General features: G+C 61.4%; 22 protein-coding genes and 1 pseudogene. 16 read left to right on the forward strand and 7 right to left on the reverse strand.

Annotation, left to right across the window (positions count from 1 at the left end):
• Positions 1–2 precede the first annotated feature (2 nt).
• The 3 genes from NKJ23_RS31220 to NKJ23_RS31230 are packed head-to-tail and all read left to right on the forward strand — an operon-like array spanning position 3 to position 2,552.
• Complete coding sequence (locus NKJ23_RS31220) at positions 3–704, forward strand: FkbM family methyltransferase (RefSeq protein WP_352453448.1); 702 nt, start codon at positions 3–5, stop codon at positions 702–704.
• Positions 694–1,239 (forward strand): putative pterin-binding protein, encoded by a 546-nt coding sequence (locus tag NKJ23_RS31225; RefSeq protein WP_352453449.1) that lies wholly within the window; start codon positions 694–696, stop codon positions 1,237–1,239. The genes NKJ23_RS31220 and NKJ23_RS31225 overlap by 11 nt, the downstream gene beginning before the upstream one ends.
• Positions 1,236–2,552, forward strand: a complete 1,317-nt coding sequence (locus tag NKJ23_RS31230) for a sensor histidine kinase (RefSeq protein WP_352453450.1) — start codon at positions 1,236–1,238, stop codon at positions 2,550–2,552. Before NKJ23_RS31225 ends, NKJ23_RS31230 begins: the two co-directional genes overlap by 4 nt.
• 111 nt (positions 2,553–2,663) lie before the next feature.
• Here the strand turns inward: NKJ23_RS31230 and NKJ23_RS31235 are convergent, their stop codons facing one another.
• A complete protein-coding gene (locus NKJ23_RS31235; RefSeq protein WP_352453451.1) occupies positions 2,664–3,236 on the reverse strand; it encodes a helix-turn-helix domain-containing protein in 573 nt (190 codons plus the stop codon).
• Positions 3,237–3,332: 96 nt separating this feature from the next.
• Between NKJ23_RS31235 and NKJ23_RS31240 the strand changes: the two genes are divergently transcribed.
• Together NKJ23_RS31240 and NKJ23_RS31245 are read left to right on the forward strand one after the other, a co-directional pair.
• Positions 3,333–3,935 carry a hypothetical protein gene (locus NKJ23_RS31240; RefSeq protein WP_352496338.1) on the forward strand — a complete coding sequence of 201 codons (603 nt, stop codon included), beginning with the start codon at positions 3,333–3,335 and terminating at the stop codon, positions 3,933–3,935.
• Between the two features lie 125 nt (positions 3,936–4,060).
• Entirely contained in the window at positions 4,061–4,519 is a 459-nt protein-coding gene (locus NKJ23_RS31245) for a hypothetical protein (RefSeq protein ID WP_031195338.1), read from the forward strand.
• Positions 4,520–4,585: 66 nt separating this feature from the next.
• On the opposite strand, the gene NKJ23_RS31250 is transcribed toward NKJ23_RS31245, so the two are convergent.
• Positions 4,586–4,711: a hypothetical protein gene (locus NKJ23_RS31250; protein WP_023722890.1), complete on the reverse strand. Its 126-nt coding sequence runs from the start codon at positions 4,709–4,711 to the stop codon at positions 4,586–4,588.
• A 382-nt stretch (positions 4,712–5,093) separates the two neighbouring features.
• Here NKJ23_RS31250 and NKJ23_RS34780 point away from each other — a divergent pair, with 382 nt between their 5' ends.
• The 11 genes from NKJ23_RS34780 (at position 5,094) to NKJ23_RS31305 (ending at position 16,411) form a co-directional block, all read left to right on the forward strand.
• The gene (locus NKJ23_RS34780) at positions 5,094–5,564 is read left to right on the forward strand and encodes a hypothetical protein (protein WP_502900118.1); all 471 of its coding nucleotides are present in this window, start codon (positions 5,094–5,096) and stop codon (positions 5,562–5,564) included.
• Positions 5,565–5,713: 149 nt separating this feature from the next.
• A complete protein-coding gene (gene msuE, locus NKJ23_RS31260) occupies positions 5,714–6,283 on the forward strand; it encodes an FMN reductase (RefSeq protein WP_352684525.1) in 570 nt (189 codons plus the stop codon).
• Positions 6,284–6,310: 27 nt separating this feature from the next.
• Positions 6,311–7,411, forward strand: coding sequence for a dimethylsulfone monooxygenase SfnG (gene sfnG, locus NKJ23_RS31265; RefSeq protein WP_352496336.1), 1,101 nt, complete (start codon positions 6,311–6,313; stop codon positions 7,409–7,411).
• Positions 7,412–7,466: 55 nt separating this feature from the next.
• Positions 7,467–8,369, forward strand: coding sequence for an ABC transporter ATP-binding protein (locus NKJ23_RS31270; RefSeq protein WP_352496335.1), 903 nt, complete (start codon positions 7,467–7,469; stop codon positions 8,367–8,369).
• The gene (locus NKJ23_RS31275; protein ID WP_023722895.1) at positions 8,369–9,265 is read left to right on the forward strand and encodes a branched-chain amino acid ABC transporter permease; all 897 of its coding nucleotides are present in this window, start codon (positions 8,369–8,371) and stop codon (positions 9,263–9,265) included. Before NKJ23_RS31270 ends, NKJ23_RS31275 begins: the two co-directional genes overlap by 1 nt.
• A 3-nt stretch (positions 9,266–9,268) precedes the next feature.
• On the forward strand, positions 9,269–10,306 hold the full coding sequence (locus tag NKJ23_RS31280; RefSeq protein ID WP_352496334.1) for a branched-chain amino acid ABC transporter permease: 1,038 nt from the start codon (positions 9,269–9,271) through the stop codon (positions 10,304–10,306).
• Between the two features lie 49 nt (positions 10,307–10,355).
• Complete coding sequence (locus NKJ23_RS31285) at positions 10,356–11,687, forward strand: ABC transporter substrate-binding protein (protein ID WP_023722897.1); 1,332 nt, start codon at positions 10,356–10,358, stop codon at positions 11,685–11,687.
• Positions 11,688–11,751: 64 nt separating this feature from the next.
• Entirely contained in the window at positions 11,752–12,543 is a 792-nt protein-coding gene (locus NKJ23_RS31290) for an ABC transporter ATP-binding protein (RefSeq protein WP_352457044.1), read from the forward strand.
• Entirely contained in the window at positions 12,540–13,787 is a 1,248-nt protein-coding gene (locus tag NKJ23_RS31295; protein WP_352457045.1) for an SfnB family sulfur acquisition oxidoreductase, read from the forward strand. The genes NKJ23_RS31290 and NKJ23_RS31295 overlap by 4 nt, the downstream gene beginning before the upstream one ends.
• A 33-nt stretch (positions 13,788–13,820) precedes the next feature.
• Entirely contained in the window at positions 13,821–14,996 is a 1,176-nt protein-coding gene (gene ssuD / locus NKJ23_RS31300) for an FMNH2-dependent alkanesulfonate monooxygenase (protein ID WP_352496333.1), read from the forward strand.
• Positions 14,993–16,411 carry an FAD/NAD(P)-binding protein gene (locus NKJ23_RS31305; protein ID WP_352496332.1) on the forward strand — a complete coding sequence of 473 codons (1,419 nt, stop codon included), beginning with the start codon at positions 14,993–14,995 and terminating at the stop codon, positions 16,409–16,411. Before ssuD ends, NKJ23_RS31305 begins: the two co-directional genes overlap by 4 nt.
• A 388-nt stretch (positions 16,412–16,799) precedes the next feature.
• Here NKJ23_RS31305 and NKJ23_RS31310 read toward each other — a convergent pair.
• The 5 genes and pseudogenes from NKJ23_RS31310 to NKJ23_RS31330 all read right to left on the reverse strand — a co-directional run.
• Positions 16,800–17,288 (reverse strand): annotated as a pseudogene (locus tag NKJ23_RS31310) (class I SAM-dependent methyltransferase); the annotation flags it as partial.
• 539 nt (positions 17,289–17,827) lie between these two features.
• Positions 17,828–18,886: a class I SAM-dependent methyltransferase gene (locus tag NKJ23_RS31315; protein ID WP_352684528.1), complete on the reverse strand. Its 1,059-nt coding sequence runs from the start codon at positions 18,884–18,886 to the stop codon at positions 17,828–17,830.
• Between the two features lie 40 nt (positions 18,887–18,926).
• Positions 18,927–19,355: an insulinase family protein gene (locus NKJ23_RS31320; RefSeq protein WP_352452599.1), complete on the reverse strand. Its 429-nt coding sequence runs from the start codon at positions 19,353–19,355 to the stop codon at positions 18,927–18,929.
• Positions 19,356–19,633: 278 nt separating this feature from the next.
• Positions 19,634–19,912, reverse strand: coding sequence for a hypothetical protein (locus tag NKJ23_RS31325; RefSeq protein WP_352496372.1), 279 nt, complete (start codon positions 19,910–19,912; stop codon positions 19,634–19,636).
• 6 nt (positions 19,913–19,918) lie between these two features.
• Positions 19,919–20,197 carry a hypothetical protein gene (locus NKJ23_RS31330; RefSeq protein WP_352496371.1) on the reverse strand — a complete coding sequence of 93 codons (279 nt, stop codon included), beginning with the start codon at positions 20,195–20,197 and terminating at the stop codon, positions 19,919–19,921.
• Positions 20,198–20,595 lie beyond the last annotated feature (398 nt).

Below are 20,595 nucleotides of genomic sequence, written 5' to 3' on the forward strand. Positions count from 1 at the left end.
CAATGGCGCCCATGATCGTCCATGGAATCAAGGTTCCTGTCGCACCACAGGATGTTTCGCCGGTTATCTGGCGAGCGCTTCAAAGCCAGAGCTATGAGGCTAAGGAGGCGAAGTGGATCTTCAGGGCGGTCAAGGCGCGCGATCGCGTACTGGAGCTAGGGTCGGGTATCGGCATCATCACCGCACTGATCGCGAAAATCCCCGGCGTTCAGGTATGGGCTTTTGAAGCAAATCCCGCAACGGCGGAGCTAGCGAAACGCGTGATAGCGGCGAACGATCTCGACAATGTCACATATTCCCAGGGTATCCTCACAGCCGGCCCGCCGCGGTCCTTCACCTTCTACGTTCGCCGCGACCTTTGGATGTCTTCCACGGACAAAGACCAAGGACCCTACGAGCGCGAACTTTCGATCGTCTCGGCCGACGTCGATCGTTTCATCACCGATCATCGAATAAACGCCCTCGTCATGGACATTGAAGGTGCTGAGAAAGAACTTCTGCAGGATGCCGAGCTGCCCGGGGTCGAGCGCATCTTTCTTGAGCTGCACGACCATCTCTATGGCCTTGACGGCATCCGAGACATCACGCTTGCACTGGCAGAAAAGGGATTTGCCTACGATCCGCGGGGCTCCCGAGGACCTTGCGTGCTCTTCGCCAAGAACGATGGACCCCGCGAATACGAGGATGTGGAAGATGTTGCGTAATGCTCTCGCCGTTATATTTGCCGTGGCCCTTCCGCTCGCCAGCGCCGCCGAGGAAATTCCGCTCGATCCCAACGAAGTGTCGGTTCAAGACGCCAGCGGCAAGACTGTCGCCGTTTTTTCAGTAAAGCAGCTGCGGGCAGACTTTCCACAACAGACCTATGACACGCGTACGCCTTGGACGAGCGACAACGAGAAAATCGAATATCGTGGGCCGCTGCTTGCAAATGTGCTTGCCAAGGCCGGAGTCACCGCCGTGCAGGAGGTCAAAGTTGTCGCCTATGACAACTTCGTTTCCGACATTCATATGGACGAAATCCGGTCTTATAATCCGATCCTGGCGATCGAACGTCGTTGCAACGAGAGTGACAAGGCCGGCTCGCATTGCCCGCCGGGCCAGGATTTCCGCCCGATCAGCATGGTAGAGAAAGGCCCCATCTTCATTGTTTGGCCCTTCGACCAATTGCCTGTTTCATATGTTCCCGCAAGAAACTCGATCTGGGTGTTTTTCCCAGTCATCCTGCGCGCCACGCAATGAAGTTCTTAAACGGCCGTTTGCTCACTGTTCTGCCGTATCTCGGTATGGCTGCAGCGCTTGGGCTGAGTGCGTGGACATTCATGCAATCGAACCGCTACCGTCAGGAGACGGATGCCATCCTCAATCAGACTTTCGAGATTCAGTGGCGCGCGGCACAGATTCGCGAGCGCCTTATACGAGTCTATGGCTATCTTCGCATTGCCGACGAGACGGGCAAGCTTGATGCGGACATCGATCGACAAATGGCGTTGGTGAACGTCAACGTCGCGCAGTTGGAAAACCTGCCCTATCTGAACCGCTTTTTTCCCGACCACGATGCCGAACTCCTGGGCCGAATTGGCCTAACCCTCGAACAGAAAATTGCCCCTCTTGTGTCAGCGCGTACAAACTACACCCAAGCCATTGCCGACATGGCCAAGCTGGAACAGTCAATTTACGAGATTTCCAGCTCTACCGTTGATCACAGTGCCACCTTGCAGCAGACCGCCAGCATCGACATTGCGGCCTCGCGCAACTGGTTCACCTTTGCCATCGCACTTGGCCTGGGTGCCACCTTTTATCTCGTTATCCATCAGCGCTATGCTTTGGCCAATCGCCGTGACCAGCATATGCGCTCGTTCGCTTCGCTCTTTGCGCATATGACCCGATCGCGGGTTACAGCCTTGAGGCTGTTCCTTGAGCACGCACAACCAGACAAGCAACCGAGCGGCGAAATGCTTGAGGCTGCGCGCAGTGCTGCTACTGAACTGGAATCGATCACCAACAGTGTCCTTCAGATCGCCTATGCGCCACAGGATTCCAGCACCGTGGCGCTCGGCCCACTCCTCGAGGATCTCGCGCACGATCGCAGCAGTTTGGTGCAAGTTTTGGTCGATCCTAAAGCACGTCTGCAACCTGTTCCGGCGACGCCGTTACGGTTGGTCGTTAATGAGCTGATAGAAAACGCTCTTGCCGCTCTATCCGGCACCAGAGACGCCCCAATTCTCATCTCCGCGACAGTCAAGCGACGTCCCTTCCTCCTGCGCAATTACCTCGTACTAGATGTGGCGGACAACGGCGCAGGCATGTCGCCTGCAATCGTTGTGAAGGCAACTACACCTTTCTTTTCAACGCGAGCTGGAAATCATACTGGCCTTGGACTGACCGCATGTTCCCAGATGGTCTCGACGCTGAAAGGAAGGCTCATCATCAACAGCGCTCCCGGTGCCGGCACAACCGTAGAGATCAGGATTCCGGTGCATTCGACTGCCGCCACGTCATGGCAGTCGTTCCTCAGGCGCGGGCGAAAAAAGGTACACACGTGGCGCGCCTAATTGTCAGCTCTGCTCCATTTTCACCTGAATTGCACCGGTATGCGCTATTACGGCGAAAACCTGCCAGGCATTCTGTCTAGCGCAGCTTAGACGGATGATGACGCTGGAAGTTCACGGCACTCTGAAATGAGAACCTACGCCTCCGGGTGCGTCAGAAACAGGTGGATCAGCTGACGGCGGGACCTTATCGGAAAAGAGGAAGGTCGCTGGATCAAGTTTCAACGCCTTGGCGATCGCGGCAATCGTGTCGACGCTGATATTGCCGCTTGCGCGTTCCAATTTCATGAATGTCGCCTCCGCCACGCCGATGAGCTCGGCCATCTCATAGCGGAGCAAAGTGCGTCGTTTTCGCTCAATGTCGATGATGTGCGCCAGACGCTTGCGGATCGCATTTTCGTCCAACTGATGCGCCCATTGGGTAAGTTTTTTTCCGCCCGCGAGCAGGTCTGCAACTGACACATGCAAGCCGCTTGCCATGATTTGCAACGTGGTCAGGGTGACATTGTTTTTCTGTCGCACGGTCTGGATGTAGGTTCGATACGCCAGTTTTTCGCCCTCGGCGGTCCGAAACAGCTCGGCCATGTGCATGTGGGATAGGCCACGTCTGGCTCTCTCCCGCTCGAGCGCCAGAGCAATGTTGGCGCGCAACGGGTTGTTGACCAGGCCCGCGTCGTCTCGTTTCATAAATCGATGTAGTCGCACAACCTGCCTTCTCGATCTGTCCTTTTTCGCGCGGATGATCCATAGTAAAGTATCAGAAACCGCAGCGAGGAAAAGGCTATGATCGTACTGAAATATCTCTTGGTGGGTGCCGCCGCCGTCGCGGGCGCCGCGGCTCTTCCATCCCAATCACAGGCATCGGAATGGGGCTGTCAGGTCCTCCTCTGCCTGTCCGGTGACTGGCAGGGCACTCCTTCTTGCCACCCGCCAACCTACAAGTTGATTGCGGCGATGAAAGCGCCGGGTTTTAACTGGCCGACCTGTCCACAAGCCAACTCCAGCGCCGCGAGATTCGAGAAGTATGAGGATTGTCCAGCTGGCTGGCAAGCAGCTGGCAGCTACGACTCCGATCGGCCAGGAATGATGCAAGAACGGAACATCTGTCGTATCAGCTCCGACAGGCTCACGCTGCCCGTCACTTTCACGAATAGTCGTCTCGGCCAAGACCATGACAACGGATCTCGACAGGCCCAGATCGAAATCAACGGTAGGTTGGTGACGGCAAAAATCCAGATCACGGGCAACGATAGAGGGCATTCCCTTGGTAATGGCCCCACCTACTACACCATCTCTCGGCCGGTGCGCGGAAAGCCCTGGTTCATCGAGTATGACGACGCGAACGGCATGCGCCAGAAAAGCTGGTTCAATCTCAACATGCCATAAGCCAGGCGATCACGCAGGATGAGTCGCCATGAGGATCACAAGGCGTGTCTGTCCGGTTCATTCACCCCGACGCCAGCGATAGCTTCGAGACAGCAATACGGTACTGGATCAGGGAAGGGTAATAAGTGTTGAAGGCGCTGCTCCTGTCGACTGCGATAATGGGCCCATGGGCAGGCTTGGCGGTGGCTAGCCAGAGCGAGAAGCCGCGATCGAGCGCGGACAATCCGATGTGGCCCGCTTCACTGAAATGGGACTGCAAGACCGCCGCCAAAATCGTGTGTGAGCGTGACGGCAGTTGCACAGTGGCCGAGGACCATACTAGGTTTGTGCTGAACTATGGCAGCAACGAAGCTGAGTTCCCGGCCAGCAATGTCAGGATCAAACGGCACTATCAACAGACCGTGCAGGCAAGCCCTTTGCAGCAGGAAGTTAAAGTCGAACTGGCTGACAATCGCGTTCTTTGGCTGACGGCCGTGGATGCCAGCCGCACTTATTCGGAAGCCTGGGTCGGCGCAATGAGCGAGTTGAAGGGCGGCGCGGTACTCATGGAATCCGAGGGCGTCTATTGTATGCCGCACAAGTGAGTGAGCCGAGAGGGAAGGCGAGCGAAAACCGATATGTTCTGACCTCGGGCGCCAGCCACCGGCGTTTCAGAAAAGTCCGGCATAACCGTCTTCCCGGTCTAGTTTCATCAGACGATCAGCCGTCGACTCCTGCGCAGCGGCGTCCTGACCCATCACGGCCAGCGCAGCGAACAGCCCAACAGATTTCCTCATCCAAGTCCCCTCACGCCAAGGACCAAGAACGTTTTGCCTTGCCTGACGAGAGCTGGGTGAGGATGGTCAGGAGGTCTTGCATGACTAACCTGTCAACAATGAAACGAACGTTCCATGGCACGGTGCTCGAGCGCATCGTGGTGGTGGGGCTGGGCGGCCTGCCCCTGACCGCAACGATCGACAATCTGCCGGAAGCGTATCCGGGCGGACAAGTCGCGCGAGGCGGGCGCCTGGGCCTGCTCGGCAATCGCGACATCATGGATACGCCGTTCAACCTAGGCAGCTACACGGCGCAAACGATCGAGGATCAGGGCGCACGCAGGGTGGACGACGTGATGATCAATGATCCTTGGTACGGAGCACCCATTCAACCGGCGGGATATTGGATTCCTTCTACATTCGCGGCTTTCCGATCAATGAAGGAAATTTTGGCGAGGTCGCGTTCGATGGTGTGTTCGGGGTCGCGCCGACCTATCGCTTGTTCACCGATTATATCGAGCGATCGAGGTTCTCAAAGGACCGGTGGCGCTCCTTTATGGCATCGCGCCGAACAGCAGTCTCGGGGGGTACGACCAATATCATCCCCAGCGCGCGGGCCGAGGTCGATCTGACACGGTCGAGCCCCCAGGGCGGCGGGCATCTCGATGTGAGCGGGCGTTTCGGCGCCGAGCGGCAGTTCGGGGCCCGATTCAACGGCAGCTATCACGGCGGCGACGCCGATCAACGACCAAAAGCGCGACGTGCCGGTGGTGACAATCTGCGGCGCGGGCCGCACCGGGCAACGGAGCGCCGATCGCCACGATCAAGCCTGGCCGGTCTGCCCTCGCGGTTTGCCGCCAATCGGATGTTATAGCTAATGCTAATGACGCGTCAGCACGCCGATTTTCTCACCGGTCCGGGAAAATCGGAAGATAATTCCTTATCTCTATAGATTTCGTCGAATATCGTCCGATCCCGACTTGGTAAGCGGCCATCCCCTTGGTGGAACAGGAGATCGACGAAGTGGCAAGAATTTCGGTTCTCGGCATATCGGGTGGCGTAAGCACGCCATCGCGCACGACTGCGGTGGTGAGCGCACTGGTCAAGGCGATCGCGCAGCGCACCCCGGCGGACACCGGCCTGATCGAAATCACCGAGGCGGCGCCTTCGCTTTTCGCCGGGCTGTCCCGTGGCGCGCTCGGCGCGTCCGGCGAAGCGATCATCCAGCGTGTAGAGAAGGCCGACCTGCTCGTGGTCGGAACGCCTGTCTATCGGGCTTCCTACACCGGCGCCCTCAAGCACCTGTTTGACCTCGTCGACTATCGCGCGCTGGCCGGCAAGACCGTGCTTCTCGCGGCGACAGGCGGAAGTCCATACCATGGCCTGGTTCTCGAACATCAGCTCCGGCCATTGTTCGGTTTTTTCGGGGCCGTCACGGTCCCGACCGGCGTCTACGGCGCGCCCGACGATTTCGTCGATGCCAAGATCGTCGGCGCGGCGATTATCGAGCGCATCTCACGGGCCGCTACCGAAGCGATTTCCTTGCTTAATTCCAGTGATGCAAACACTGCCGTCGCCACGCGCGTCGGTTGAAGCCAATCAAAAGGGGAAACGAACGAAATGACCTCGAATTCCGACGACGTGAAATTCGCCTACTGGGTCCCGAACGTCTCGGGCGGCCTGGTCATCTCCAACATCGAGCAGCGGACCGGCTGGGACATCGACTATAACCGCAAGCTTGCCCAGATCGCCGAGGCCAACGGCTTCGACTACGCGCTGAGCCAAATACGCTTCACGGCCGGCTATGGCGCCGACAACCAGCACGAATCCGTATCGTTCAGCCATGCCTTGCTTGCGGCGACCACAACGCTGAAAGTCATCGCGGCGATCCTGCCCGGCCCATGGAATCCAGCGCTGGCGGCCAAGCAGATAGCCACCATCAACCACCTGACCAATGGCCGTGTCGCCGTCAATGTCGTCAGCGGGTGGTTCCGCGGTGAGTTCGCCGCCATCGGCGAGCTGTGGCTCGACCATGACGAGCGCTATCGCCGTTCGGAGGAATTCATCCGTGCGCTGCGCGGCATCTGGACCGAGGACAATTTCACTCTGAAGGGCGACTTCTATCGCTTTACCAACTACTCGATGAAGCCGAAGCCGATCGATCCGCAGCCGGAGATCTTCCAGGGCGGCTCATCACGCGCGGCGCGCGACATGGCTGCGCGGGTTTCCGACTGGTATTTCACCAACGGCAACACGCCGGAAGAGATCAAGAAGCAGGTTGACGACATCAAGACCAAGGCGAAGGCCAATGGCCACAAGGTCAAGATCGGCGTCAACGCCTTTGCCATCGCTCGCGAAACCGAGGCAGAAGCGCGCACCGTGCTCGACGAGATCATCGCCAAGGCCAATCCGGAGGCGGTGCAGGGTTTCGCCGATCAGGTCAAGAACGCCGGCAAGGCCTCGCCGGAAGGCGAGGGTAACTGGGCGAAATCCTCGTTCGAGGATCTTGTCCAATACAATGACGGCTTCCGCAGCAATCTCATCGGCACGCCGGAACAGATTGCCGAACGCATCCTCAAGCTGAAGGATGCCGGCGCGGATCTGATACTGCTCGGCTTCCTGCATTTCCAGGAAGAGGTGGAGTTCTTCGGCAAGCGCGTCATCCCTCTGGTGCGCGAACTGGAAGCGGCGCGCGACAGGGAGCTCGTCGCCGCGGAATAGGACACGCGCGGCCTCCAGGCCGCCGCCCGCACGCCTTCAAAATCAGGGACGTTTCATGATTGGTGCTTCGCTGGGAGCCGCCGCATACGAGCGCGCGCCCGAAATCTCCGGGATTCTTGCTGGTGCTGGTCCCGTCGAGGACACGCGCCCGGCGCGCCTGTCGCCAAAGGCTGATGCGATCCTGGCGCTGGGCGGGATCAGCATTTCTTTTGGTGGCGTCATGGCATTGCGGGATGTCGACCTCGAGGTCAAAAGCCGCGAGATCCGCGCGGTGATCGGTCCCAATGGCGCCGGCAAATCCTCGCTGATCAACATCATCAGCGGCCTCTATCACGCCGATCAGGGCAAGATCGCGATCGATGGCCAGTCCTTCTCCCGGGTGTCGGCAAGCCGTCTGGCACGGCTCGGCGTCGCGCGCACCTTCCAGAACCTGGCACTGTTCGGTGGGCTTTCAGTGAGCGACAACATCGCGTCGAGCCGCGTCCACACCCGGCGCGCCAGCTTCGTCGAACATATCGCCGGTCTACCGCGCGCCCGGCGCGAAGATGCCGCGATCGCTGAAAAGGTCGACCAGACAATCGCCTTCCTGCATCTCGAGGCCGTCGCCGATCGCCTGGTCGCAACGCTGCCCTACGGCCTGCAGAAGCGGGTCGAACTGGCGCGCGCGCTTGTCGCCGAGCCGAAGATCCTGCTGCTCGACGAGCCGATGGCCGGCATGACGGCGACCGAGAAGGCCGAGATGGCCGGTTTCGTGCGCGCAGCGCGCGACCGGCACGACGTCACCATCATCCTCATCGAACACGACATCGGCGTGGTCATGGGGCTCTCCGACCGCGTCGCCGTGCTCGACTACGGCCGCAAGATCGCCGACGGGACACCGGCCGAGGTCAGGGCCAATCCGGCGGTGATCCGGGCCTATATCGGCACCGCCGAAGGCGAACATGGCGAGGGCATCTGATGAGCTACTATGATTTCCTCTTCGTCATCGAGGTGCTGGTCGGTGGCTTGCTCTCAGGCGTCATGTATTCGCTCGTCGCCATCGGTTTCGTGCTGATCTACAAGACGTCGGGCGTGCTGAACTTCGCGCAAGGGTCGATGGTGCTGTTCGCCGCACTCACCTTTGTCAGCCTTGTCGAACGCGGCATCCCGTTTGCGCTTTCGCTGCTCATTACCCTCGCGGTCATGGTTGCGCTGGGCTTCACCATCGAGCGAACTGTGCTGAGGCCGCTGGTCAATCGCTCGCCGATGACGCTGTTCATGGCCACGCTTGGCCTGTCTTACATCATTGAAGGCGCTGCCCAGTTGGTGTGGGGCACGCAGGTGCACGGGCTCGATCTCGGCATCGACGACACGCCGTTCGAGGTCGGCGGCATCCTGATATCGTCGTTCGATCTTCTTGCTGCAGGCATTGCCGCGGCGATGGTCGCCGGCTTGAGCGCATTCTTCTATTGGACCCGGATCGGGCTGGCATTTCGCGCCGTCGCAGACGACCAGTTCGCGGCGCTCGCCGTCGGGCTGCGGCTGCCCCGGATCTGGGGGACGGTGTGGACGGCCGCGGGGTTCGTGGCACTGGTCGCGGGACTTTTGTGGGGCGCGCGCCTCGGCGTCCAGTTCTCGCTGTCGCTGATCGTGCTGAAGGCGCTGCCGGTATTGGTGCTTGGCGGCTTCGATTCCATCCTCGGCGCCATCGTCGGCGGCCTCATCATCGGCGCCAGCGAGAAGCTCGCCGAGGTCTACCTCGGACCCTTTGTCGGTGGCGGCATCGAAGGCTGGTTCGCCTATGCGCTGGCGCTGGTCGTCCTGCTGGTGCGCCCCTCCGGCCTGTTTGGCCAGAAGACTGTCGAAAGGGTCTGACCGATGGCCGTGCAAGCGCTCGATGCCGCAAGGCTTCCCATCGACTGGCAGAGGTTAGCTCTGCCCGTCGCCCTGATTGCCGTGGCCTACGGCCTGATCCCCGCCTATGCGTCGAGCTATCTCGTCGAGGCGATCCTGCTGCCGTTCCTTGCGCTCAGCCTGGCGGCGGTCGGCCTCAACCTTTTGACCGGCTATTGCGGCCAGCTTTCGCTGGGCTCCTCCGCCTTCATGGCGGTCGGCGCTTTCGCCGCCTACAATTTCAACCTTCGGGTCGAAGGACTGCCGCTGGCTGCGACCATGATCCTGGCCGGGATTTCGGCCGCCGGCATCGGCGTCGTGTTCGGATTGCCGAGCCTGCGCCTGCGCGGCTTCTATCTCGCCGTCTCGACGCTCGCCGCCCAGTTCTTCGTGCAGTGGGCGCTGACCAAGTTCGGCTGGTTCTCCAACGACAACCCTTCCGGGGTAATCTCGGCGCCGCACCTTGCCGTTGCGGGCTTCTCGCTCGACAGGGCGACGGGCCGCTACCTGCTCTCGGTGACCACGGTCATCGTGCTCACGGCGCTCGTCTGGCGCCTGGTCAACAGCGCGACCGGCCGCAATTTCATCGCCGTGCGCGACAACGAAACCGCCGCGCGGGTGATCGGCGTCCCTGTGCTGAAGACCAAGCTGCTCGCGTTCGCCATCTCGTCCTTCATCATCGGCGTCGCCGGGGTGCTGTGGGCCTTCACCTATCTGCGCACCGTCGAGCCGGCCGGCTTCAATCTCGACCGCTCGTTCCAGATCCTGTTCATCATCATCATCGGCGGGCTGGCCTCGATACGCGGCGCCTTTCTGGGAGCGGCGTTCATCGTCGTCTTTCCGCTCATCCTGTCGCGGCTTGGCGCCTTCCTGTTTGGCGGACTGTTCGATTCGGGTGTTCTCGACATGAGCCAGCGCATCGTGCTCGGCGCGCTCATCATCATCTTCCTCATCGCGGAACCGAACGGGCTGTCGGCCCTCTTCGACCGCCTGAAACGACGGATCGGCTCAAGGTCCAGCTGAGCGCCGCTCGACATCCTCTCACGGACCACAACCTCAGGAGACGCAATCCATGACCTTCTTCAGTCACCTCAAGAAAGCGGCGATCGCCACGGCCTTCGTCCTCGGCGCGACGGCGGTCCACGCCGACGAGCAGTATTTTCCCCTGCAGAGCTACCGCGTCGGCCCTTATGCCGCCGGCGGCACCGGCTTCTTCGGCGGCTTCATCGACTATCTCAACCTGATCAACATCCGCGACGGCGGCGTCAACGGCGTCAAGCTGACCTGGAGCGAGGGCGAGACGCAGTATGAGGTCGAGAAGGGCGTCGAGGTCTATGAACGATTGAAGAGCAATCCCGGCATCGCCGCCTGGAACCCGCTTTCGGTCGGCATCGCCTATGCCATGATCGACCGCATCACCGATGACAAGGTGCCGCTGATCACCATCAACCACGGCCGCACCGACACCACGGACGGACGCGTGTTCCCTTACGTCTTCCCGCTGCTGCTCAATCCGTACAGCGAGACCTCGGGCATCGTGAACTATATCGCCTCCAAGGAAGGTGGCCTCGACAAGCTCAAGGGCAAGAAGATCGTCGTGCTCTATCACGGCTCGCCCTATGGCAAGGAGACGATTCCGATCTATGAGCTGCTGTCGCAGAAATACGGCTTCGAGCTGTCGCAGATCGAGGTTCCGCATCCAGGCAACGAGCAGCAGGCGCAGTGGCTGACGATCCGTCGCGAGCATCCCGACTATGTGGTGCTGCGCGGCTGGGGCGTGATGAACCCGGTTGCGCTCAAGACCGCGCAGAAGACCGGCTTCCCGGCCGATCACATCGTCGGCAATGTCTGGTCGAATTCGGAAGAGGATGTGATCCCCGCGGGCGATGCCGCCAAGGGCTATACGGCCATCACCACCCAGGCGTCAGGCGAGCAGTATCCGGTGGTCCAGGAGATCGTCAAAACGGTCTACGGCGCCGGCAAAGGCAATCTCGAGGAAAAGAGCCGTATCGGCTCGGTCTACCACAATCTCGGCATCGTCAACGGCATCCTCAATGTCGAGGCGGTCCGCATCGCGCAGACCAAGTTCGGCAACCGCACGCTCACCGGCGACGAAGTCCGCTGGGGCTTCGAGCATCTCAAGCTCGATCCGGCACGCGTCGAGGCGCTGGGCGCCAAGGACCTGTTCCACTCGATCAACGTCTCCTGGGACAATCACGAAGGTGACGGCTACGTGACCTTCCAGCAGTGGGACGGCAAGAAGTGGAACGTCGTCTCCGACTGGATTGCGCCCGACTGGAAGCTGCTGCGTCCGATCATCGAGAAGTCGTCCGAGGCCTATGCCAAGGAAAAGGGCATCAAGATCCGCACGGCCGAAGACGCCGAAGCAGTGGTCAGCAACTGAAGTCCAACAACTCGCGGCCGGCCCACGGGCCGGCTGCGATTTCCTGCCTATTGCGGAGTCATCGATGTCCAGCCCGGAAAATCCGATCCTGTCGGTAAGTCGCGTGGAGGCCGTCTACAACGGCGCCATCGCCGCCCTGCACGGTGTCGACCTGTCGGTCGGTAAAGGCGAGATCGTCGCACTGCTCGGCTCCAACGGCGCCGGCAAGACGACGCTGCTACGCGCCATATCCAATCTCCTCCCGGCCGAGCGCGGCACCGTTACCGCTGGCCGGATCACTTTCGACGGCGAGGATGTCTCCAGGGCAAGCCCCTCTCACCTCGTCCGCAAGGGTCTGGTCCAGGTCCTCGAGGGCCGACACTGCTTCCGCTCGCTGACGGTCGAGGAGAACCTTCTGACCGGCGCGCTCGGGCGTTCGTCCTCCCGCACCGGCGTCAAGGCCGACCTCGACCGCGTCTATGCGCTTTTCCCCAGGCTCGCCGAGAAGCGGCGAACCCGGTCCGGCCTCACCTCCGGCGGCGAGCAGCAGATGACGGCGATCGGCCGCGGTCTGATGTCGCGGCCGAAACTGTTCGTGCTGGACGAGCCTTCGATGGGGCTGGCGCCGCTGATCGTCGACGAGATTTTTAGCGCTTTGAAGCGGCTCAATCGGGACGAAGATCTTTCGATCCTTGTCGCCGAGCAGAATTCGGCAGTGGCGCTGAAATATGCCGACCGCGCCACCGTGCTCGAAAACGGAAAGAGCGTGCTGGAAGGGTCGGCCGCCGACCTGCGCCAGCGCGACGACATCAAGACCTACTATCTCGGCGGCACGCCGCTTCCATCGCAACATTTTCCCCAGGAGACCGCAGCATGACCATCCAATCGAAGCAGCCGTCCGATACTCGCAGCGCCGTCCCTCCGGTCGAGCGTCCGTCGGCCAGAGCGCATGTCATCAAGACCGATGCCGAGGCGATCGCTGTGGCGGAAAAACTGGCCGCAGACTTCGCCAAGGACGCCTCCAGGCGGGACCGCGAGCGCATCTGGCCGAAGGAAGAGCTCGATGCGTTTTCGCAGAGCGGCCTGTGGTCGATCAACGTGCCGAAGGCCTATGGCGGACCGGAACTCTCCTATGTGACGCTGTCGAAGGTGATCACCATCATCTCGGCGGCCGATCCGTCGCTCGGCCAGATTCCGCAGAACCATCTCGGCGTCGTCGCCGCCATCCGCACCGTCTCTGACGAGGCCCAGAAGCAGTTGCTCTTCGCCGAAGTTCTGTCCGGCACGCGGTTCGGCAACGCGTTCTCGGAATTCGGCTCCAAGCGGGCGGCCGATTTTGAGACCAAATTCGTCGACGCTGGCGACCACGTCGTGGTCAATGGCCAGAAATTCTATTCAAGCGGCGCGCTGCTCGCCCATCTGGTGCCGATCGTGGCGCTCGATGACGAGGGCCGGGCCTGGTATGCCATCGCCGATCGCGGCGCGCCCGGACTGACGGTCATCGACGACTGGTCGAGCTTCGGCCAGAAGACGACGCTGTCCGGCACAGTCCTGCTCGACAATGTGAAAGTGCCGAAGACGCATCTCGTCCCCGGCTACAAGGGCTATGACCGGGCGACGGCCGACGGCGCCATCTTCCAGATCATCCAGGCTGCTGTCGATCTCGGCATCGCCAACGCGGCGATCGACGAAACCGTCAGCTTCGTGCGCACCAAGTCGCGCGCGTGGATCGACAGCGGCGTCGATCATGCCTGGCAGGATCCCTACACTATCCAGGCCGTCGGTGACCTTCGCCTGCGGGCCAATGCGGCGCAGGCCGTTCTGGACAAGGCAGGGCTGGCGGTCGACCGCGCCGTGGCCGATCCGAACGATAAGACCGTCGCGGAAGCGCAGATCGCGGTTGCCGAATCCAAGATCCTCACCACCGAGATCGCCATCAACGCCACCAACAAACTGTTCGAACTCGCCGGCACGCGATCCACACTGGCCGAGCACAATCTCGACCGGCACTGGCGCAACGCCCGAACCCACACGCTGCACGATCCGGTGCGCTGGAAATACGCGATCCTCGGCAACTATTACCTGAACGACGTCAATCCGCCGCTCCACGCCTGGAGCTGAGCGAGAACGCCGTAAAGTCACAAAGGACTGTTCATGAGCACTGCCATCCCCGACAGGATCAAGGTCCTGTGGTTTCTCCCGACCCATGGCGACAGCCGCTATCTCGGCACCTCCGAGGGGGGCAGGGCGGTCGACCTGCCCTATCTGACCCAGGTCGCCAAGGCCGCCGACGCCATCGGCTATTACGGCGCGCTGCTGCCGACCGGCCGAAGCTGCGAGGACAGCTGGGTCGTGGCGTCGGCGCTGGCGCCGTTGACGCAGCGGCTCCGCTTCCTCGTTGCGGTGCGGCCGGGCCTGCAATCGCCGACGCTTGCCGCGCGGATGACCTCGACGCTCGACCGCATTTCCGGCGGGCGCCTGCTTATCAACGTGGTCACCGGCGGTGACCCGGTCGAGAACAAGGGCGACGGCATCTTCCTCAGCCATGACGAGCGCTATGAGGTGACGCGGGATTTTCTCGATATCTACAAGGCCGTGCTCAGCGGCGAGACCATTGCCTTCGAAGGCAAGCACTTCCGCATCGAGGACGGAAGGCTGCTGTTCCCGCCTGTGCAGACCCCGCATCCGCCGCTGTATTTCGGTGGCTCGTCGGAGGCGGCCAATGCGGTCGCCGCCGAGCAGATCGACAAATACCTCACCTGGGGCGAACCGCCGGCTGACGTCGCCGCCAAGGTCGACCATGTGCGCGGCCTTGCCGAGAAGGCCGGACGCCAGGTGAGTTTCGGCATCAGGCTGCATGTCATCGTTCGCGAAACCAATGACGAAGCCTGGGCCGATGCCGACCGCCTGATCAGCCGCCTGGACGACAAGACGATCGCCGAGGCGCAGAAGGTTTTCGCGCGCATGGATTCCGTCGGCCAGTCGCGCATGAGCCGGCTGCATGGCGGCCGTCGCGACAAACTCGAAATCAGTCCGAATCTGTGGGCCGGTGTCGGCCTGGTGCGCGGCGGCGCCGGCACCGCTCTGGTCGGCGATGCGGCGACGGTGGCGGAGCGCATCGACGAATACCGGCGCATCGGCATCGATACCTTCATCCTGTCCGGCTATCCGCATCTGGAGGAAGCCTATCGCTTCGGCGAACTGGTGCTGCCGCTGTTGCCGCTCGATCACGAAATCTCGACGCGGCCGACGGCGGTTAACATGGGCCCCTTCGGCGAAACGGTGGCCGGCGACCATCGCCCGTCGTCGCTGCGCGCGAGCCAGTCTTGAGCGCCAGCGAACCGATCATAGCGATTGTCGGCGGCGGCTTTTCAGGTGCGGCGACTGCGTTTCATCTGGCGCGGCTGCTCCCGGCCGGTGCATCCGATATCGTGGTCGTCGAGCCTCGCGAGGGGCTCGGCTATGGTCTGGCTTATTCCACGGCCGATCCTTCACACCGCATCAATGTGCCGGCCTCGAGGATGACGCTGATCTCCGGCCAGGATAGCCACTTCGCCGACTGGCTGCAGCAGAGCAGCGCTATTGTGGGGGATGTCGAGGCTATTGCCGCCAACGGCGCGATCTACCCGCAGCGCCGTGTTTTCGGCGGCTATGTCGAATCTCATCTCCGGCCCTTCCTTCTCAGCAAAACGATCCGCCATGTCAGGTCCGCCGTCGCATCGGTCGAGCGCACGGGCGAGGGCTACCGTCTGATCCTCGCTGATGGCGGGACGCTCGCTGCCGACGCCGTGGTGATTGCGACGACGCATCCGCCGCCGGCTTTGCCGATGCCCCTGAAGTCCGTGGCTGGCACAGCCGGGCTGGTGGCCAATCCCTATGATCTCGAGAGGCTGGAAGCGATCGGCCGCGACGACCGTGTCCTGGTCGTTGGCACCGGACTGACGTCGGCGGACGTGATTGCGACGCTCGACCGCAAGGGGCATCGTGGCCACATCGTCGCGCTGTCACGCCACGGCTATCGCTCGCGCAGCCAAGCCGCGATGCTGGCCGATCCAATTGGTGATTTCACGACCCTTCCTTCACGCAGCGCAACGGCACTATTCAGGCGCATTCGGGTAACGATCCGTGATGCCAAGCGTCGGGGCGAAGACTGGCATCCGGTGCTCGATGCCGTCCGACGTCAGGGACAAACCATCTGGCAGGCCTTGCCGCTGGCCGAGCAGCGACGTGTGGCGCGCAATCTTCGTGCGCTCTGGGACGTGCATCGCTTCCGCCTCGCGCCGCAAGTTGCGGACGTGCTCGATCGACGCGTCGCCGAGGGCAAGCTTGCCTATCGCGCGGCATCGATTGCCGACGCCGAGGTGGTCGACGGGCGCATTCGCATTGCCCAGCGGCTGCGTGGCGAACGCAGCTTCGTTGTCGAGGCTTTCGATAGAGTGATCGTGACGACAGGTCCGGCACATGCCGATCTCTTCAGGACCAACACGGCGATTGCCGCGCTCGGACAGTTGGGCTTGGTCCGGCTTGACTCGATTGGTCTCGGCTTGGAGACCGACAGCCAAGGCCGTGCAGTCGGTGCATCCGGGCGCCCGACCGACAATATCTTCGTCAGCGGACCGTTGGCGCGCGGCAGCGTCGGCGAATTGATGGGAATTCCCGAAGTCACCGCACATACCGAGCGCATCGCCGCCGAAATTCACCAATGGTTGGGACACCAAACGGCGTTGCGTCGCAAGGCTGCGTGAAGCTGTGATTAGCATCAGTCTATTCAGATGACACTGACGGAACGCATCGCCAGGATTGAAAGCGCCTTCGAGGTTTATGAAAGCGCCATTGGTCGCAGTGCCGCTCCTGGCGCTTTTCGCGTTTGTCGCCGACGCCGCCGAAGTCGCCCAAGTTCAGGTGGAGAGACTGCGCGTTTGAGCGGAGTACGGTTGGCTTCTCTGAGAGCACCGAACTAGTCTAGGCGACGAGCTTGGCTGCGTGTGCCTTCAACTACTGTTGGCTTCTAACAACTCCAATCTGATGTCAGGGGGAGTGACGCCTCTGAAAATTTGTCGATAACTGTGAGTTCTGATTTTGACGAGATCTTCACCATAAAGCGATGAGCTGCAATTTCTAGCGACGGCCGCGCTAGGGACGGGCCTCCAGCACCATGTTGAACGGCGTCTCCGTGGCGCGACGGAATCGCTTGAAGCCGCCGCCGGTCACCACCTTGCGTAGCCTCGCCTCGCCGGCCTGGGCGCCAAGCCCGAGCCCGACTTCCTGCGACAGGGATGCGGGCGTGCACACGAACGTGGAAGCGGCATAGTAAACGCGTCCGACGGGATTGAGGTTCGCCGCTAGATGATTATGCGCGAACGGCTCGACGATCATCCACGTGCCATCCGGCTTGAGCGACCCGTGGACATGGGTGGCGGCGCCCGCCGGGTCGCCCATGTCGTGAAGGCAATCGAAAAAAGCGACGAGGTCATAGGTGCCGGGATAGGTCTTGGCGGCCGCGACCTCGAAGCGCGTGTTGGCGCCGACGCCGGCTTCCTCGGCGGCCTTGCGGGCGCGCTCGATCGAAGGGGCGTGATAATCGAAGCCGACGAAGCGCGAATTGGGGAAAGCACGCCCGACCGACAATATCTTCGTCAGCGGACCGTTGGCGCGCGGCAGCGTCGGCGAATTGATGGGAATTCCCGAAGTCACCGCACATACCGAGCGCATCGCCGCCGAAATTCACCAATGGTTGGGACACCAAACGGCGTTGCGTCGCAAGGCTGCGTGAAGCTGTGATTAGCATCAGTCTATTCAGATGACACTGACGGAACGCATCGCCAGGATTGAAAGCGCCTTCGAGGTTTATGAAAGCGCCATTGGTCGCAGTGCCGCTCCTGGCGCTTTTCGCGTTTGTCGCCGACGCCGCCGAAGTCGCCCAAGTTCAGGTGGAGAGACTGCGCGTTTGAGCGGAGTACGGTTGGCTTCTCTGAGAGCACCGAACTAGTCTAGGCGACGAGCTTGGCTGCGTGTGCCTTCAACTACTGTTGGCTTCTAACAACTCCAATCTGATGTCAGGGGGAGTGACGCCTCTGAAAATTTGTCGATAACTGTGAGTTCTGATTTTGACGAGATCTTCACCATAAAGCGATGAGCTGCAATTTCTAGCGACGGCCGCGCTAGGGACGGGCCTCCAGCACCATGTTGAACGGCGTCTCCGTGGCGCGACGGAATCGCTTGAAGCCGCCGCCGGTCACCACCTTGCGTAGCCTCGCCTCGCCGGCCTGGGCGCCAAGCCCGAGCCCGACTTCCTGCGACAGGGATGCGGGCGTGCACACGAACGTGGAAGCGGCATAGTAAACGCGTCCGACGGGATTGAGGTTCGCCGCTAGATGATTATGCGCGAACGGCTCGACGATCATCCACGTGCCATCCGGCTTGAGCGACCCGTGGACATGGGTGGCGGCGCCCGCCGGGTCGCCCATGTCGTGAAGGCAATCGAAAAAAGCGACGAGGTCATAGGTGCCGGGATAGGTCTTGGCGGCCGCGACCTCGAAGCGCGTGTTGGCGCCGACGCCGGCTTCCTCGGCGGCCTTGCGGGCGCGCTCGATCGAAGGGGCGTGATAATCGAAGCCGACGAAGCGCGAATTGGGGAAAGCACGTGCCATGAGCACCGTCGATGCGCCATGACCGCATCCGACATCCGCGACCTCCACGCCGCGTTCGAGCTTCTCGACTACGCCCTCCAGGGCCGGCAGCCAGGAGTCGATCAGATTGGCATTATAGCCTGGACGGAAGAACCGCTCCGTGCCGCGAAACAGACACGCGCTATGATCGTGCCATGCAACCCCCTTGCCGGACTGGAACGCTTGCCTCACCTTTTCTTCATCGAGCCACAGCGCGGATAGGAACTCGAATGCGCCAGCCATGAAGGCCGGGCTATTTTCATCGGCGAACACCAGCTCCTGCTCGGCGTTGAGATAGAACTGGTCGTTGGCTTCATCGTAGTCGACGTAGCCCGCCGCCGCCTGCCCGGAAAGCCATTCCCTTACAAGGCGCTCCTGGGTACCGGTGCGTGTCGAAAGTTCGGCGGCCGTCATCTTGCCGCCTTCGCGCAATGCCTTGAACAGGCCGAGTCTGTCGCCCAGCAAGACTCCCGCGCCCGTAGCGATCGCACCGAGATCGCCGACCATTTTCCCCAAGAATGCGTCCAACTTTTCCTGACTCGCTTCAGACATCGGAATCTCCCTTTGGGCTCGATCTCTCCCAGTAAAAGCCTCACAAGGGGAGAAGAATGGCGAAATTGGAGCCCGGGCCCATCCTTTGGCGTCCACGTGCGGGCCGACCACCATAATGGCGGGTTCGGCCGAAAGCAGCTTCTTCGCCGCTGCCTCGACTTGGTCGATCGATGAGGGCGGCGCGGCACTGGTGTAGCCGATGCCAAGACCCGACAAGCGTGGCTGCAATCGAACTGGAGGAATCCAGATTGTTGGTAGCATAGGTGCCGATCAGATATTTCTTGCTCGCTTTTAGCTCGGCCTCTGTCGGCCCTGTTTCCGCCAACTCCCTGATCACGTGGCGTATCAGCCCGAGCGTCTCGGCCGCCCTGTCGGCGCGCGTCGCCGTGGTCACGACAAGCGCATTGGAATGCTGGTGGTCTTTCAGGCTGGAATGGATACCGTAAGCAAGGCCGCGCTTTTCGCGCACTTCCTGGAACAGACGCGAGGTAAATGGCAAGCCTCTGAGTATTTTGCTTATCAGCTGTGCGGCTTAGAATTCCGGGTCGCTGCGTCCGATGCCGGGAAAAACCAGTTGCAGCGAAGTCTGCGGCGGGTCGTAGGCGACCAATTACGCCGGCCGAGCTCGGGGCGACATCGGCCACCGGGGCGATCGCCTGCTTCTGAGGCAAATCGCCGACCACCTCGTGGAGCCTTTCACTCAGGCCTTTGGCATCAATGTCGCCGACGACCGCGACGTGCAGCCCGTCACGGGCGAAAGCGGCCTTGTGGAGGGTGCCTAGATCGGCCGGCGTTATGCCGGCGAGTCTCTCCTTGGTGCCCCTCGGCCGGCCTCGAATAAGGATGCGTGCCGTAGATTCTGCGCCGCCATGCAAGCTCGGCGATCGCGTGGGGGTCGCGCTCATTGGCGATGATGCTGGCGAGAATGTTGGCGCGGATACGGTCGACCGGCTCCTGGTCGAAGCGGGGGCTGTTAGCCGCGAGCCTGAGCAGATCGAAGGCGGCGTCCTTCCGTTCGGACAGCATGCGCATCTAGCCATAAATGCCGTCGCGCTGCGCGTCGAAGCTCATCTCGGCCCCGGCATGGTCAACCGTCACCTGGAAGGCATCGCTGTCGAGATCGCCGGCGCCCTCGTCGAACAGGCCGGTCATCAAATTGGCCAGTCCCTCCTTGCCAGCAGAGTCCTGCGCGGTGCCGCCGTCGAAGACGAAGCGGATGGCTCCGGTTGTGGTGACGGGATGGACGATAAGCAAGGTTCGGGGCGAAGTGATTTGTTCCGCGGCGGCGGTATGTTTTGGTGAGGTGATCATGCGACGTCTTCTTTGGTCGGTCAATGTTTGCGGATGATCGTGCATGTACCGTGCCAAATGAGAAAACCATTTATACGCAGTCTGGTAGATCTGACTCTGCTACGTTGCGTATCCGACATTGTCGGAAATTGTACAGCGCCGAACGCGAAGCGGCTCGGGGCTTGTGACGATGCTTGCGCGTGCTGCTGCGGAGGGGGATATGAATGCGCCTCGAACTGGCGCGAGGCCTTCGAGGATGCCGGATTACTTAGCAAGGAGAAGTTGCTGGCGGACGACCGCCCATTCGAACCGTTTGGACGAAAATCACCCCTTAAACGTAAGCGCGAATTTCCCCGCACCTTTTGCTGTTGAGTGCTCTGATGCATGAGGTGTCCACCAAAATAGGTGGACACCTTGTG

It is taken from the genome of Mesorhizobium sp. M0184 (genome assembly GCF_040322215.1).
GTDB lineage: Bacteria > Pseudomonadota > Alphaproteobacteria > Rhizobiales > Rhizobiaceae > Mesorhizobium.

Excerpts from the sequence above, each read along its gene's own strand:
- NKJ23_RS31330 (WP_352496371.1), bottom strand. The coding sequence starts at position 20,197 with ATGATCACCTCACCAAAACATACCGCCGCCGCGGAACAAATCACTTCG.
- NKJ23_RS31270 (WP_352496335.1), top strand. The coding sequence starts at position 7,467 with ATGATTGGTGCTTCGCTGGGAGCCGCCGCATACGAGCGCGCGCCCGAA.
- NKJ23_RS31315 (WP_352684528.1), bottom strand. The coding sequence starts at position 18,886 with ATGTCTGAAGCGAGTCAGGAAAAGTTGGACGCATTCTTGGGGAAAATG.
- NKJ23_RS31230 (WP_352453450.1), top strand. The coding sequence starts at position 1,236 with ATGAAGTTCTTAAACGGCCGTTTGCTCACTGTTCTGCCGTATCTCGGT.
- NKJ23_RS31250 (WP_023722890.1), bottom strand. The coding sequence starts at position 4,711 with ATGAGGAAATCTGTTGGGCTGTTCGCTGCGCTGGCCGTGATGGGTCAG.
- sfnG (WP_352496336.1), top strand. The coding sequence starts at position 6,311 with ATGACCTCGAATTCCGACGACGTGAAATTCGCCTACTGGGTCCCGAAC.
- NKJ23_RS31225 (WP_352453449.1), top strand. The coding sequence starts at position 694 with ATGTTGCGTAATGCTCTCGCCGTTATATTTGCCGTGGCCCTTCCGCTC.
- NKJ23_RS31235 (WP_352453451.1), bottom strand. The coding sequence starts at position 3,236 with ATGAAACGAGACGACGCGGGCCTGGTCAACAACCCGTTGCGCGCCAAC.
- ssuD (WP_352496333.1), top strand. The coding sequence starts at position 13,821 with ATGAGCACTGCCATCCCCGACAGGATCAAGGTCCTGTGGTTTCTCCCG.
- NKJ23_RS31240 (WP_352496338.1), top strand. The coding sequence starts at position 3,333 with ATGATCGTACTGAAATATCTCTTGGTGGGTGCCGCCGCCGTCGCGGGC.
- NKJ23_RS31290 (WP_352457044.1), top strand. The coding sequence starts at position 11,752 with ATGTCCAGCCCGGAAAATCCGATCCTGTCGGTAAGTCGCGTGGAGGCC.
- NKJ23_RS31220 (WP_352453448.1), top strand. The coding sequence starts at position 3 with ATGGCGCCCATGATCGTCCATGGAATCAAGGTTCCTGTCGCACCACAG.
- NKJ23_RS31285 (WP_023722897.1), top strand. The coding sequence starts at position 10,356 with ATGACCTTCTTCAGTCACCTCAAGAAAGCGGCGATCGCCACGGCCTTC.
- NKJ23_RS31275 (WP_023722895.1), top strand. The coding sequence starts at position 8,369 with ATGAGCTACTATGATTTCCTCTTCGTCATCGAGGTGCTGGTCGGTGGC.
- NKJ23_RS31280 (WP_352496334.1), top strand. The coding sequence starts at position 9,269 with ATGGCCGTGCAAGCGCTCGATGCCGCAAGGCTTCCCATCGACTGGCAG.
- NKJ23_RS31325 (WP_352496372.1), bottom strand. The coding sequence starts at position 19,912 with ATGCTGTCCGAACGGAAGGACGCCGCCTTCGATCTGCTCAGGCTCGCG.
- NKJ23_RS31295 (WP_352457045.1), top strand. The coding sequence starts at position 12,540 with ATGACCATCCAATCGAAGCAGCCGTCCGATACTCGCAGCGCCGTCCCT.